Raw genomic sequence first — 14239 nt, 5'->3', positions numbered from 1 at the left:
TCTCGACCTTCGGGTTTTTCGTATCAACATCGGCTCGCCGAAGAAAAACTTCTCGCCTTTGCATTGGATCCTTACAACACCCCAAAGACCTGCCTTTTTCCCTATCAGGCGATCTGCGGACCTCATCCGGATCCCCTCATGTTTCCTCCTCTCGATTCCAGACCTAGACGCCTTTGTCGCCGACATTTCCTTCGATTCTTCCACATCGCTTGGATCTGCCTATGCGCGGGCCCTGCCCTGGCTCAGGAGCTAGCCATCGACTCCATGAGCCTGGAGGAATTGGCCGAAGTGCCCGTGGTGCGCACCGACAAGTTGCCTAGCCGCATCTTCGACACCGCCACCGGCTCCTATATCTTCGATGCCGAGGCCATGGAAAACCTGCCGGTCGACTCCATACCGGAAATGCTGCGCTACGCTCCCGGGGTGCACATCATGCGACCCTCCAACGGCATTTGGGGCATCGGCATCAGAGGCATGAACTCGCGCTTCACCAACCGCGTGCTCTTCACCGTGGACGAGCGCAATCTCTACGGAAACCTCTACTCCGGTTTCTTCGCCAACGAGCACGATCTTCTCAAGGACGACATCGCTTCCATCGAAATCGTCTATGGCCCCGGCGGCAGCCTTTGGAGCGCCAACGCCGTGAATGGCATGGTAAACGTGAACATGAAGTCCGCCTTCGAGACCGAGGGATCCGTCTTTCGGATACAGGGCGGCAGCGAAAATCGCGGCGTGCAGGGGCGCTACGGATGGAAACTCGACAACAAGACCTCGGCCCGCGTCTACGGGAAGGCCCTTCACCGGGAGCCAAGCGCCTCTGCCTACTACAAGGACGATTGGACAACTGGCCGCATCGGCTTCCAGCTCGACCACCTGCGAAGCGCCAGCAGTTTGTTCACCGTTTCCGCAGAGCTCTTTTCCTCAAAACTTGGATACGCCGTCTTTCATCCGGATCTGGAAAACGATGGCCTGTTCGCCCGCCGCCGCCCCGAGGAGCAATATGGAGCGAGCATGCAAGCGAAGTGGGCCAAGGAAACCGTAACCGGAACGGCCTTCGACCTGTCCGCCTGGGCTGGATACACGCGCCTCGATACCGCCTATGTCGTGGGCGATCGAGGGTCGATGGGCGCTCAAGTGAAACTGCGCCAGCAACTCGGCGAGCGCTCCGAAGTCACCTTGAGAGCGAGCGCCGGACTGAGTCTCGACGATCTGGCTGGCAACCACGTCATTCAGTTCGAAGACGACTACGAAACCACCACCGAGCGAGCCAGCTTCGGAGCGACGCTTTCCCACTGGCTGGTACCGGAGGAGCTGCAGCTCTCTCTCGGCATCAACACCAGCTACGACTCCTACCAGGACCTGACCTGCTCCCTGCCCAACGCCAGCCTGGTGTTTCACCCTTCCGAATCCGATCGGTTCTGGATCTCCGGAAGCAGCGCCAAGCGGCCCATCGCCCCCAGCGTGGCGAACTCCAAGACCATCCTCTTCGCGGAAAGCCTGCGATCCATCCTGCTCCAGGAAAACCCAAACGAGCTCTCCCTCTCCTTCGGCTTCCTGAAGGACTCCCGCCTCGGAGAGGTCATGCCTGAGGAACTCGACGCCTACGAGATCGGGTATCGCCGGCTCCTGGGCGAACACTGCAGCCTCGACCTCAGCGCCTTCTACTACCACTACGATCAGCTCTTCGGAAACCGCATCCTGATCGACGCCGAGGCGAGCTCGGATCCTAGCTACGACGGCCCGCGCCTCTACATCACCAATACCGCTTTCGGCTACTCCAAAGGCTTCGAAGCGAGCTTCAACTGGCGCCTTGGCCATAGGCTCGGATCCACGCTCAACTACGCCTACCTCGAGGATCGATTTCTCACGCTCGAACCGCAGGACGGATCCCCCAGCTCGGCTCTCGCAGCCCGCGGCGCGGCCATTTTGGACAACAACGCGCCGATGCACCAAGCGTCGCTCTGGCTGAACGCTCCTCTGAGCGAATCGCTGCGGCTCGACTTGGGCCTCCGCTACGCTAGCTCCTTCGAAAACCCGACTGGGAAGCAGCCAGAGATCTTCCAAGGCGACCTTCGCCTCACGAAGGAGTTTCGCCATAGCTTCAGCGTTTCCTTCCTGGCCAGAAACCTCTTCGATTCCCAGACGAGCGAGGGACTGCTGAAGGACACGCTTGTCATACCGACGGAAATACAAAGGGAGTTCCTGCTCGATTTCCGCAAGGAATTCTAGCCTTGGCTATGGCTCGCAGACGATCGATGGCTCCACTTGGCTTCCTGATGGCGATCGCGCTGACGCTGGCCAGCACCGCCTGCGCCCAAGTCTTTCAGGAGAATCGTCTCATCGCCAACTACCTTTCCGGTTTCGGTGACTTCGTGCGCTGGGAAGGAGTCGGCGCAACCGGCCAGCTCCCTCAGACCATCGCCGTATTGGGAAATCCAAGCCTGCTGCAGGAGCTGAGGGATCTGAGCCGGAGAGAATCGGAAAACGGAGCTCCACAGGAAATCATCGCGACGGAGTGGAGCCTTGGCCAATCCCTCGAAGGCGTCGGCTTTCTCTATATCGGAGCTGGCTACGCGGATCGCATGCAGGAAATCCTTGTCGAAGCGAAGAGGAGTTCGACCATCACCGTGTCTTCCAAACCCAAATTCATCGAAGCCGGCGGGCTCATCCAGTTCCTCCATGTCCGCAACCGGCTTCGCTTCGCCCTCAACGTGGACCAATCCTCCGAGTACGGCGTTCACTTCAGCTCGAAACTGATCCAGATCTCAGCGCCGGTCCCGCGATCCAGAGTGGTAGGAAAAGGAGGCAGGCAATAGCGATGCCACGATTCCTAGACAGACAAAAGCGCCGCTTCAAAGCCGCGAGCATCTCCAACAAGATTCTCGTCATCGTCTCGCTCTGCAGCTTGCTCGCCCTGTCCATCATCAGCGCGGCTAGCGTCCTTCGAGACTATCGGGTCGTGGCGCGCCAGAAGCAGGAGCAATTGAGCTCCATCGCAGGCATCCTCGCTAGCAATTCCACCGCTTCGCTCCGCTTCAACGATCCGGAAACCGCTTCCGAATACCTGAACTCGCTGCGGACCGAGCCCGACATCAGCTGCGCCATCCTCTTCGACATGGAGCGAAAGATCTTCGCCGAATACCACCGAGAGAAAAACTGCCCGCCGCAAGCCTTCCCCGAATCCTACGGCTTCGAAACGTCGACCAAAACCTTCAGCTATTCGATCCGCGTCACCTTGTCCGGCCGCCAGCTCGGTTCCCTGCTGCTGGTCTCCGATCGCCGCGAAGTCTGGACCAATCTGCTGACCAGCATCGGCATCAATGCAGGCGTGCTGGCTCTGGCCCTGGCCCTTTCCATCCTTCTCGCCAAGCGAATCCTTCCAGTCATCACCGATCCGGTCGAGGAGCTGGTACGCGTGGCCCTTCGCGTGTCCAAGGAACGCAACTACAAGCTCAGAGCCAAGAAGCGCCACGACGACGAAATCGGCCAGCTGGTGGAAAGCATCAACTTCATGCTCTCCACGGTGCGACAACGAGACCAGGAAATCAGAGAAGCCAATCGCAATCTGGAAAAGCTCGTGGCGGATCGAACCGCCCGTCTGGTGGAAGCGCGCGAGAAGGCCGAGGCGGCGCTCGACGCCAAAAGCGAATTTCTGGCTCGAATGAGCCATGAGCTCCGAACGCCGATGAATGCCATCATCGGCATGAGCAGCGTCATCCAATCGGAAGGACGCGATCCGGAACATGCCCGCCAGATCGAGATCATTCGAAAAAGCGCCAACAATCTGCTGCTGCTGATCAACGACATTCTCGACTATTCGAAAATCGAAGCCAATCGCCTGGAGCTCGAGAGCAAGCCCTTCGACTTGGTCGCCTGCATCGAGGAGTCCATGGATATCACCGCAGCGACCTCGCGAAACCATAGCATAGTGGCAGGCGTATCCATCGATCCGCTACTGCCTTCCCGAGTGAATGGCGATACGACCCGCTTGCGCCAGATACTTATCAATCTCCTCAGCAACGCCTTCAAGTTTACCGAAGAGGGTTCCGTCCACCTGGAGGCGATCTACCTGAAACCCGATGACCACCATGCCGAGCGTATCCAGATTCTGGTGCGCGATTCCGGGATCGGAATACCTCCGGAGCGCCTGAGCAGCATTTTCGACTCCTTTACCCAAGTGGATACCTCGACGTCCCGCAGGTTCGGCGGCACGGGACTGGGCTTGGCGATCAGTCACAATCTGGCCCTCGCAATGGGCGGCACCATTCGCGTCGATAGCGAATCCGGCAAAGGATCGACGTTCATTCTGACCATTCCCCTGAGTCGGGTAGAAGACGATAGCTCTCGCGCCATCGGCAAGCCTCTCAACATCGACAGGACCCCGCTCGTGTCCCTGATCGACCTCCCAGACTTCATGAATTCGGCCTTCACCCGCTACCTGGAAGCATGGGGATGCGAAATCGGTACGGGTTCCGCCAAGCCTGACCGGCCCGCGGACGTGACGATCGCCTCCGCTCTCGCTCCTACCGAACGCGAGGCGGTGGAACGGGCCCGAAAATTCGCGGAGCTGCCAAAGGTCCTCCTGCTCTGCCATTTCGACCATGCGGTAGCCATCAAGCAGTGCAGCAACGCGCTTGTGCTGACCATTCCCGTTCGCATGCGCGACCTACGCATTCCGATTGTCAACCTGCTTGGAAACGCCGCATCCAATGACGAGATCGAGCAAGATCCCATTTCCGCCTTCCCCCTTGAGGAAACGAAAGGGCTTCGCGTTCTGCTCGCGGAAGACAACGAGCTCTCGCAGCACGTTTTCGTCCACCATATGAAGCTGATGGGGCTAGAGATCGATACCGCCACCGATGGTCGTTCGGCGGTGGCGCTAGCTGCTGAAAAGCCCTACGACGTCATCTTCATGGACATTCGAATGCCCGTCATGGACGGCATGGAAGCCACGCGTGCCATTCGCGCTCTCGGTCCACAGGCGCAGCAGCCGTGGATCGTAGGCTTCACTGCGAACCACGACCCGGCCGCCTTGCTGGAAATCGAACGAGCTGGCATGAACGACTACCTCGCCAAGCCCGCCAAGGTTACGGACATCGCGGAAGCCGTAAACCGCTACTTGTTTCAGAAAAGAGAGCTTCAGGGCGACTCCGAAGACAGCGAAGAGACACAGTAGCGCTCTCGTCCGCAGGACAGGCACGCCCGTTCGCTAGCGACCCTCGGTCCAATTCCCGAATCGAGCTGAGGACTTGCTCTCGGCCCGAGACGGGCCAAAGTTCCGCTACACTTCGTCATGCGTTTCTCCCATCGGATTCAGTACTGCTCCCTCATCGCATTCACATGGCTGCTCTGCCGCCTGCCCTACCGCTGGGCCCTGGGCGTCGGCAGCGCCATCGGGCGTCTGGGCTGGGCCCTGGGCGTTCGCAAGAGGCTGGTGCTGGAGAATCTCGCCCGAGCCATGCCGGACGCTTCGCAACCCGAACGCCGGCGCGTGGCCGCTTTGGCCGCTCGAAACTTCGGCCGCACCATCACCGAATTCATCCGTCTCGGCATCAAGGATCGCCACAGGATTCCCGAGCTGGTGAAGATCCGCGGACTGGAACCGCTTCGCCAAGCCCTGGCCGACGGGAAAGGAGCCATCCTGCTAACCGGCCACCAAGGCTCCTGGGCCATCTACTTCGCCGCCATCGCCTTCGAAGGCATCCCCCTTTCCCTCCTGGTGGGCAAGCAGCACAACCAGAAGGTCGACGCGTTCATTCACCGAATCCCCGGCGACCGCGTCGAGTTCATCTCCAAGGGCCGCCTCGCCATCAAGAAGATCCTCAGCAAGCTCAATGAAGGACGAGCCGTGGTGATGGTCGCGGATCAGCACGCCGGAAAGGCGGGCATCATGGTTCCCTTCCTCGGCGAGGAGACGCCCACCCTCGCGCTCCCGGGCTCCTTCGCGGTCAAATACGATGTGCCGGTCTTCGTCATGCATGGCTTCAGGGAGGAAAACGACCGACATCAGGTCGAGATCTTTCCCTTGCGCCCTTCCGGACCCTCCGAATCCAAGGATCCGAAAACCGAAATCGTGCGACGCTACAACGAGGAAATGGGCGCCATCGTCAAGACCCGCCCCGAGCAGTACTTCTGGTATCACCGCCGATGGCGGCCGGAAGACAAACCCGCGACAGAAGACAGCTAAGGGCCATCGGCGGAGGCGAAACGTGTTTCCGCCAGCCTCGCCAAACTAGGACAAGCCTACCTTTTCCCGCTTCGGCTCCGACCAAAGATCGAAGTCGGAGCGCTTCTGGGGCTTATCGAGTGAAGGCTTGGTGACGGCAGCGCTTTCGCGGCGCGAACGCCTCCCGCGCAGCAAGGCCTGCAGGTCGTCCACGGCGGATCTCAAGCGAGTGGACTGATCCTCCAGGCTTGTCGCCGCCTCCGCGGTTTGCTTGGCGCTGGAAGCCGTATTGAGGGTCACCTGCTCCATCTCCCGCATCGCCCCAGTCGTCTGGGCGATTCCGGTGGTCTGCTCGCGAGCCGCAGCGTTGATGACATCCACATAGCTATCCGCTTCCTGGATACGGCTGACAATGCTCGCCAAGCGCTCCTTCGCCTGATAGGAGATGGAAACGCCTCGCTCGGAGCTTTCGATGGCGAGCTCAATCTTGGAACCCGTTTCCTGGGCCGCCTTCGAAGCCCGCTGGGCCAAGTTTCGAACCTCGTCCGCCACCACAGCGAATCCCGCTCCTGCCGTTCCAGCGCGAGCCGCTTCCACAGCCGCGTTCAAAGCGAGAATGTTGGTCTGAAACGCGATTTCCTCGATCGTGCCAATGATGTCTACCGTTTCCGCGCTGCTTTTCTGGATGCTCTTCATCGCTTCCTCGAGCTCGAGCATTTCATTGACCCCGGATTCGGCCTCTTCGCGAGCCGAACGCGTCGCAGTCACCGTCTTGGATACGCTTTGCGTATTCTCTTCCGAGCGGCGAGCGATGTCCTGCAGCGAAGTGAACGTCTCCTGCAGGGATGAGCTTTGCTGATCCGAACCTACCGCTAGAACGCCGCTAGCGGCCGCAACCTGCTCCGCCGCGGAGGAGAGAGCTAGGGTCACGTCGTTCATTCGATCCGAAGTCGCGGCCAACTGCCTGGTCACGACCTTGGGTATCCATACGCCTACTACAACGGAGAGGATCACCGCTCCGACGCAAATCCAAATGATGGTTCGACTGGCCCGTTTCGATCGCTCGACGACTCCACCCAAATTGCTCTCCAAACCGTCTACGATGGCATGCGACCGAGCGATGCTCTCCTCCTGTATCGAACGAATGGATGCGAACAGGTTCGCCTGAGCCGCTTCCACGGAATTCGATTTGATGGAAAGCTGCTCCAGCTGGAGCGAGAGTCCGTCTTCATCGACGAAACCGATTAGAATCTCCCCGTAGCGCTCCATCAGCTTCTCGGCCAAGGCCTCTCCGCCAGGCACTGCAGCCAGGCTTTCCCCCAGGGACGCGAAGGAAGCCTGGGCCGCGGCGATCGATTTCATCACCCGCTCCTCGAAGCGCCCGAAGGCCTTGTCGTCCTGATCGAAGGCGACCGTGCGCTGCGCCCCTGAAATGATTTTCGAGGTGGCGAGCGACAATTCGGTCAACGAGCGTCTCGCTATCTCGATCTCCTTGGACAGATCCTCGGACTCGCTCGTCGCCGCCAACTTACCCGAGAGCTCGCGCTCGAATTTCTCGTAAAGGGCATCGGCTCGGTTTTCCAGGGAGGACAACTCCTCCGGCAACGACTCCCGCAACTCCAGGTAGTTTTTGCGAGCGAGGTAGACCTGGCTGATTTCAGTGCCCAGATTTTCGGGCAAGCCGACCGATCCGCTCGACTCCCCAAGAATGCCGTCGATCTCTTGATCGATCGAAAAGCGCTGCAAGGCTGAGGCCGTCTTCATGGAGGCGATCCGTCGAGAGAGCGAAATCACCTCATTTGCCTTTTCAAGCAATCGGGCGTCGTTCGCTACCGAGCTGACCACGCTGGTTTTGCTTTCGCCCATCTGACGCGAAAGACCGTCGATCGTGACGACCGAAAAGATCGCAAGCGCCGTCACAAGAACGACGCTTCCTAAAAAGCCGAGAAGAATGCGAAACTGTAGACTCATCTGGTGGGATCATAGAAGGATTGAGCGCCAGCCACCGTTCATCCCATAGGACCTCAACTGGCGTTGGCGCCCTCTTCTACGTCTTTTTACCAAGCAGATGAAACGTCCTTATGTTACAAAAAGGTTACGTGGCCAATCGTAACAAACGTGAAGGGAAACTACGCTAAAAAATAGTGTATTAGCCTCTTAACTACTTAGTAGCTTCACCCTTCGATCAACCGAATCCGCTGCGAAGCTCTTCCGGATTGGCCCAAGTAGCAACCGATGCCACAGCACCGCAGCTGCGCTGCTAATAGTCCACCAACGAGTGGTCGCAAAAGTTCTGCGGCGCCCAGGGACCGTTGTAGGTGAAGTGGAAATCGGGAGCGAAACGTTCGCCGGCGTCGTATATCGACTTTTCAAATACGCGAAGCCGCTCGCGATTCACCAAGCAGTTGAAGGTCACCACGTCCTCTTCGGTCTTCGGAAGGCGACTCTCCTTGATTTCGGCGCACCACGGGCCGATGATTTCCTGAGCCTTGCTGATGTAAATGGCCTTTTCCTTGTCGAGCGTCTTCTGGAACTTTTCGCCCTTCTTGGCTCGATTTCCCAAATAATAGAGCAGGCGCCCGTTGAGCACCTTGGCCTTCTCGTCGCGCAGGTAAGGGTACTTGCCCATCAAGTAGTCGAACAGGTCCGGCACATCGAAACGCATCGTGACCTCCATCTCGACCTTGCGGTACAAGCGGGTCAGCTGCTGGTAGAGCGCCTTTTCGTTTCGCTTCAGCACCTCTTCTACAGTGGCGAGGCTCTGCAGCGTCAGTCCGTACTGCAACGGGAAGATGCTCGCTTGGGTCATCAGCATGCGCTGGCAGTGCTGGTGGGCGAAAATGTCGCGACCCTTCAAACTCAGCTTCTTCCCGTCGTAGGCGCTGACCACCGCCGACACCCTTCCGTAGCTGACCATGAACAGGTTTCGCTCGTCGACTCCCGTCAAGTCCTCGAGGTCGTGCGGAGCGTCGGCAAGCGTGTAGGCGTATAGGAAGATGCTCATGGCGGTGCGAATTTCTAGGTAGACCTAAGGGGTCTTTCCGTAAAAAAAACGTCAACAGAACTTGAAAAAACTGTCAATTCGAGACCCGAAACGAACAGTCAATCAGGGAATACCTGAAGGGATCTAGAAACCGCTCTAGGCCCCACTCCCTAGGAGATACGGATCCGCAAAAAAAGCGGACCCGTTTCGAGCCCGCCAATCGCGCGAAATTCGGTATCCGTCCGCCTACGGCGGATCAATCCTGCAGCAGCCAGGCCGCATGGGCGGCGCCGACCAGCGAAATGGAGTAGTTTTTCACGATGTAGACCGGGATCTTGCGCAGGATCTCCTTCACTTGCGGGCGGCTGTTCTGCTCGAAGAAGTAGATGAACTGGCTACCATCGAGGAAGTAGCGCTCGTTTTTCGAAACGATGCCACCAGCGAGAAACAAACCATGACGCGGCAGTACCGTAGCGGAGAAATCCGCCGCCACGCGTCCGTAGATCTTAACGAAGAGGCGTATCACGTCGCGGCAAACCGGGTGGGTTTCAGCGTGCTTGGAAATCAGTGCTGGGCGCTTCTCAGTTTCATGGCCCAAGATGAGCGACAGCGTATCGTCCGGCCTGACCCCGCGCACCTGCACGAAAAAATCCAGTATCTTGGCGAGGCCTCTGCCAGACAGCAGGTCCTCGATCTCCACGATGGTGCTGCTGCCCGACTGCACGAAGCTGCGCAGCTCCTCCGTCTCCAAATCGAAGGCGGCGAAGCAAGCGTGCCCACCCTCGGACGGCATCGCCCGATAGCGCTCGCCCTCGCGCACCAGCATGCCGACTCCCAAGCCGGTGCCCGCTCCGATGATCAGGCTCATGTTCCCGATCGGCTCCGGATCGTGCCCGTCGGTGTGAGGGACGTGCGTCACCTGCGAAGCGTCGTCGAGGTCGAGCAGCGGCACGCCGTAGCTGATGGCTTCAAAGTCGTTGATGATGGTTGTGGTGAAGCCGAACTCGCGCTCGATCTCCGCTCCGTCCACATCCCAGTCCAGATTCGAAAGGCTGCAATAGTTGTGGGAGATGGGACCCGCTCCGCTGATGCCCGCCCCCTCCGGTTCGATTTCCGGAAAACGCTCTCGAGCCGCGTCCAGCAAAGCCCTGATAGCCGGCACGATAGACTGGATGGACTTGCTGGGAAACACCATTTCAAGCATGATCTCGAAATGGCCGCCAAAGACCGAAACCAAAGCGAGATTGGTATTGGTGCCGCCGATATCCCCAGCGAGTATGACAGGTTCGCCATTCCAGGAATCGTTGTGCCAAACGGTTTGAGCTTCGATCGTTTCCATAGCCATTTATCGCAAAAGCGGCGCAGCAAAAGCGAAAGCTCTGCGTTGATCGATAAAAAAACGCCTTTCTAGCAAGAGAGAGCCGTCCGCATCCTGTCCGGGACAGCTCGCTCCCGACTCCGCTATCGACATCCCGCTCCGCGGCGCTGGAATACCTCTACCAATGCCGAGTCTCGAAACCATAGCCTTCGTTCTCATCGTGCTCAACCTGCTCTCCTTCGTTCTTTTCGGAGTGGACAAACTCCTATCGAAGTCCGTCAAAGCACGTCGCGTTCCAGAAAAAACGCTGCTCATTGCGAGCGCGCTCGCGGCCTCTCCAGGCGCCCTGCTCGCCATGGTGCTTTTCAACCACAAGACCTCCAAGCCGAGATTCCGCTACGGCATGCCGCTGCTTCTGACCGCCCATGCCGCGATCGGCTACTGGATGAGCTACAGCTGAGTCTTCGCTTCCACCGTCGGGTCTTCCGCCACCCGCTTCAGTTTCTCCAAACCATCCTCGAACATGGCGCCGACCATGTCGTCCATCGCCAAGGCCAGGTAGCCGCCCAGCACCGGCACTTCAACCACGCCGCTCATTTCCCAAACCACCTCGTAGCCCTGACCGCCTGGCAGCGGAGCGTAGCGGATCGAGGAGAGGTTGTAGAAGGCGTCGTCGTTGAAATACAGATCGAAGGTCACCCCAGACGCGGGATCGGCCTCGATAAACTCCAAGCGAGCGTTCCCGTCCTTGCCATGCCAAGTTTGCGAGGCTCCGACTCCGGAAGTCTTCTCGCCCAGCTCGATCACCAGAGTCGGGTCCGCCTCCTTCCATGGCCCCCAATCGGGCCAGCGCTCCAGATCTCCCACCAACTCGTAGAGCCGCTCCGCCGGCGCTTGCACCTCGATGCTGCGACGGACCGTGAAATCGCCTGGCAGAAACAGACCGATTGCCACCGTCAAAAGGAATAGGACCGCGAAAGCGGCGATCAGACCGATAAGGAACTTTCTCATAGTCGATTTTTGGTTTCCAGTTCGCTAAGCAGCTTTTCCACCAATTCGCGCTTGGAGAGTCGTATGTCTCCCACCACCGCATCGTCCGGCTCCTCCAAGGCAGCGAGCTGAGAATCAACGAGCTCCGAGGGCATGAAGTGATCCGAGCGCTGCGACATGCGATCGAGGATCAGGTCGCGGTCCCCCTTCAAGTAAATCCAGCGGTAGCGCCGCAGATCGCGCTGCAGGACGTCTCGGTAGCGCCGCTTCAAGGCGCTGCACGCCAGGGCAACCGACTCTCCGGCACCGGCGCGAGCGGTGAGAGCCTCGTTCAAACGAGCCAGCCACGGAGCGCGATCCGCGTCGTCGAGCGCTTGGCCGGAACGCATCTTCTCCACGTTGGCCGGCGGATGAAAGTCGTCTGCATCCAAAAACTCGATACCGAGCTCATCGGCGAGCCTGGCCGCGATGGTGGATTTGCCGCTTCCGCAAATCCCCATCACGAAATAGACCGTCGCCGGTTCGCGGACGTTGCCTAGCCCTCCCACTTGAAGATCACGGTGGACAATGGCGGCAGCACGAAACGCCCGGACTGGGAGAACCCATCGTAGTCGCCCGGCTCGGAATTCACTCCGTTGACGTTTCCGCGGTTGCCTCCCCCGTAGTATTCGGAGTCCGTATTCAAGACCTCACGCCAATGCCCCTCGGCCGGCAGACCGATGCGATAGGACTCGCGCAGGATAGGCGTGAAGTGGCCGATGACCATGATCTTGCTGCGTCCATCCGGCGAACTGCGCACGTAGCTGATCACGCTAGCGTCCGCATCCCAGCACGCAATCCAGCGGAACGCCTGCGGATCGGAGTCCGAAAAGGCCAAGGCCGGCTCGGAACGATAAAGGGCGTTGAGATCGCGCACCAGGGCCGAGATGCCGCTGTGGTCGATGTAGTCGTTGAGGTGCCACTGCAGGCTTCGATCATAGCTCCATTCCTCGGACTGACCGAACTCGCTGCCCATGAAAAGCAGCTTCTTGCCAGGATAGCCCCACATGTGACCGTACAGGGCGCGCAGGTTCTGCGACTTTTCCGGAATGCTGCCCGCGCCCATCTTCATGAGCATGGAGCCCTTTCCATGAGTCACTTCATCGTGCGAGAACACGGTGATGAAATTTTCCGCATACTGGTAGAGCATGCCGAAGGTGAGGTTGTTCTGGTGATGCTTGCGATAGATGGGGTCCTTCTCGAAGTAGCTCATGTTGTCGTGCATCCAGCCCATGTTCCACTTCAAGTCGAAACCAAGTCCGCCATCCTCAGGCTTCTTGGTCACCCCGGAGAAGGAGGTCGACTCCTCGGCGATCATCAGCACGCCGGGATAGTACTTGTGCACCAGCCTGTTGGTTTCCTTGAGGAAATCGATCGCTTCCAGATTTTCGTTGCCACCGTACTTGTTGGGGATCCATTGCCCCTCGTCGCGAGAGTAGTCGAGATACAGCATGGAAGCGACCGCGTCCACGCGAAGTCCGTCGATGTGATAGCGCTCCAGCCAGGCCAAGGCGTTGGCGACCAGAAAACAACGCACCTCGTGGCGTCCGTAGTTGAAGATCAAGGTTCCCCAGTCCATGTGGGCTCCCAGCCGAGGATCCTCGTGCTCGTACAGACAGGTCCCGTCGAAGCCCGGCAGGGCGAAGGTGTCACGAGGGAAGTGAGCCGGCACCCAGTCCAGCAGCACGCCGATGCCCTTCTGATGCAGGTAGTCGACGAAAAACTTGAAATCGTTGGGATCGCCGTAGCGGTGAGTCGGGGCGTAGTATCCAGTTATCTGATACCCCCAGGATCCGGTGAACGGGTGCTCCGCCACCGGCATCAGCTCCACGTGCGTGAAGCCGTGCTCGAGCACGTAGTCGGCCAGCTCGACCGCCAGCTCGCGATAGGAAAGCGGGCGATTGTCCTCGTTCCAGCGACGCTTCCAGGAGCCGAGATGAACCTCGTAGACGCTCATGGGCTTGTCGAGGGCCTGGCGATCGACTCGGGCCTCCATCCATTGCCCGTCGTTCCACTGATAGTCGTTGTGGTCGAAAACGATGGAAGCGTTGTGCGGAGGAGCATCGAAATAGCTGCCGTAGGGATCGGTCTTGAGGAAGACATCCCCGTTCTTCGCCCTGATCTCGAACTTGTAGACTTCTCCTTTTTCCATGCCAGGGATGAAAAGCTCCCAAACGCCGCTGACGCCTAGGCTGCGCATGGGGTGATAGCGCCCGTCCCAGTCGTTGAAGCCGCCGACCACGGAAACGCGGTCCGCGTTGGGGGCCCAGACCGCGAGGGTCACGCCCGGCACGCCGTCCACCACGCGCGGGTGGGCGCCGAGCTTCTCGTAGACGCGGTGCTCGTTTCCCTGATTGAAAAGATACAGATCCGAGTCGCTGATGGTGGGCAGAAAGGAGTACGGATCGAAGAACTGGCGAATCTCCTTGTTGCGCATTTGCGAGCGCAGTCGGTAGCGAAACACCTGGTCCCTATCCTCGATCAAAGTCTCGAAAAAGCCCAAGTCATCCACCTTGGTCATCGGGTAGCGCGGTCCGTTCTCTCGCGAAACGTCCACAACCTCGCAGGTTTCGACACCACTGAGAAAGGCTCGCACGACGATGCCGCGCTTGTTGCCCTTGTTGTAAGGATGCATTCCTAGGAGATCGTGTGGTGAACCCACTTTCGCGTCTTGGAATCGTTTCAGATCTTGTTGCGAAATAAGCATTTGAGAATTCGGGTTTTAGAAGAGAGCTGAGCTACG

At 59.0% G+C, this 14239-nt stretch carries 11 protein-coding genes; 5 read left to right on the top strand and 6 right to left on the bottom strand.

Going from position 1 to position 14239, the window contains the following annotated elements; translation table 11 throughout:
* Positions 1-138: 138 nt before the first annotated feature.
* The 4 genes from QEH54_RS19185 to QEH54_RS19170 all read left to right on the top strand — a co-directional run bounded on the left by QEH54_RS19185 (position 139) and on the right by QEH54_RS19170 (position 6187).
* Positions 139-2229, top strand: a complete 2091-nt coding sequence (locus tag QEH54_RS19185) for a TonB-dependent receptor plug domain-containing protein (protein ID WP_309020327.1) — start codon at positions 139-141, stop codon at positions 2227-2229.
* Positions 2230-2237: 8 nt separating this feature from the next.
* The gene (locus QEH54_RS19180) at positions 2238-2816 is read left to right on the top strand and encodes a YfiR family protein (protein WP_309020326.1); all 579 of its coding nucleotides are present in this window, start codon (positions 2238-2240) and stop codon (positions 2814-2816) included.
* A 2-nt stretch (positions 2817-2818) separates the two neighbouring features.
* Entirely contained in the window at positions 2819-5176 is a 2358-nt protein-coding gene (locus QEH54_RS19175; protein ID WP_309020325.1) for an ATP-binding protein, read from the top strand.
* Positions 5177-5293: 117 nt separating this feature from the next.
* Positions 5294-6187, top strand: coding sequence for a hypothetical protein (locus QEH54_RS19170; RefSeq protein ID WP_309020324.1), 894 nt, complete (start codon positions 5294-5296; stop codon positions 6185-6187).
* A gap of 45 nt (positions 6188-6232) precedes the next feature.
* On the opposite strand, the gene QEH54_RS19165 is transcribed toward QEH54_RS19170, so the two are convergent.
* From QEH54_RS19165 to QEH54_RS19155, 3 genes are all read right to left on the bottom strand, one after another.
* Complete coding sequence (locus tag QEH54_RS19165) at positions 6233-8137, bottom strand: methyl-accepting chemotaxis protein (RefSeq protein ID WP_309020323.1); 1905 nt, start codon at positions 8135-8137, stop codon at positions 6233-6235.
* Between the two features lie 289 nt (positions 8138-8426).
* Positions 8427-9170 carry a GvpL/GvpF family gas vesicle protein gene (locus QEH54_RS19160; RefSeq protein ID WP_309020322.1) on the bottom strand — a complete coding sequence of 248 codons (744 nt, stop codon included), beginning with the start codon at positions 9168-9170 and terminating at the stop codon, positions 8427-8429.
* A 235-nt stretch (positions 9171-9405) separates the two neighbouring features.
* Positions 9406-10488, bottom strand: coding sequence for a glucokinase (locus tag QEH54_RS19155; protein WP_309020321.1), 1083 nt, complete (start codon positions 10486-10488; stop codon positions 9406-9408).
* 163 nt (positions 10489-10651) lie between these two features.
* On the opposite strand from QEH54_RS19155, the gene QEH54_RS19150 reads away from it, so the two are divergent.
* Entirely contained in the window at positions 10652-10927 is a 276-nt protein-coding gene (locus QEH54_RS19150) for a DUF1294 domain-containing protein (protein WP_309020320.1), read from the top strand.
* Here the strand turns inward: QEH54_RS19150 and QEH54_RS19145 are convergent.
* Genes QEH54_RS19145 through glgB form a run of 3 tightly spaced genes read right to left on the bottom strand, consistent with a single transcriptional unit; the run spans position 10918 to position 14131 of the window.
* Positions 10918-11478: an SRPBCC family protein gene (locus tag QEH54_RS19145; RefSeq protein WP_309020319.1), complete on the bottom strand. Its 561-nt coding sequence runs from the start codon at positions 11476-11478 to the stop codon at positions 10918-10920. The genes QEH54_RS19150 and QEH54_RS19145 overlap by 10 nt on opposite strands.
* Positions 11475-12005 (bottom strand): gluconokinase, encoded by a 531-nt coding sequence (locus QEH54_RS19140; RefSeq protein ID WP_309020318.1) that lies wholly within the window; start codon positions 12003-12005, stop codon positions 11475-11477. Before QEH54_RS19140 ends, QEH54_RS19145 begins: the two co-directional genes overlap by 4 nt.
* Positions 11993-14131, bottom strand: coding sequence for a 1,4-alpha-glucan branching protein GlgB (gene glgB, locus QEH54_RS19135; RefSeq protein ID WP_309020317.1), 2139 nt, complete (start codon positions 14129-14131; stop codon positions 11993-11995). The genes QEH54_RS19140 and glgB overlap by 13 nt, the downstream gene beginning before the upstream one ends.
* Positions 14132-14239: the final 108 nt, after the last annotated feature.

Origin of the sequence: Pelagicoccus sp. SDUM812003, assembly GCF_031127815.1 — a bacterium.
Classification (GTDB): Bacteria; Verrucomicrobiota; Verrucomicrobiia; order Opitutales; family Opitutaceae; genus Pelagicoccus.
This window is presented reverse-complemented; position numbering and strand designations above follow the sequence as displayed.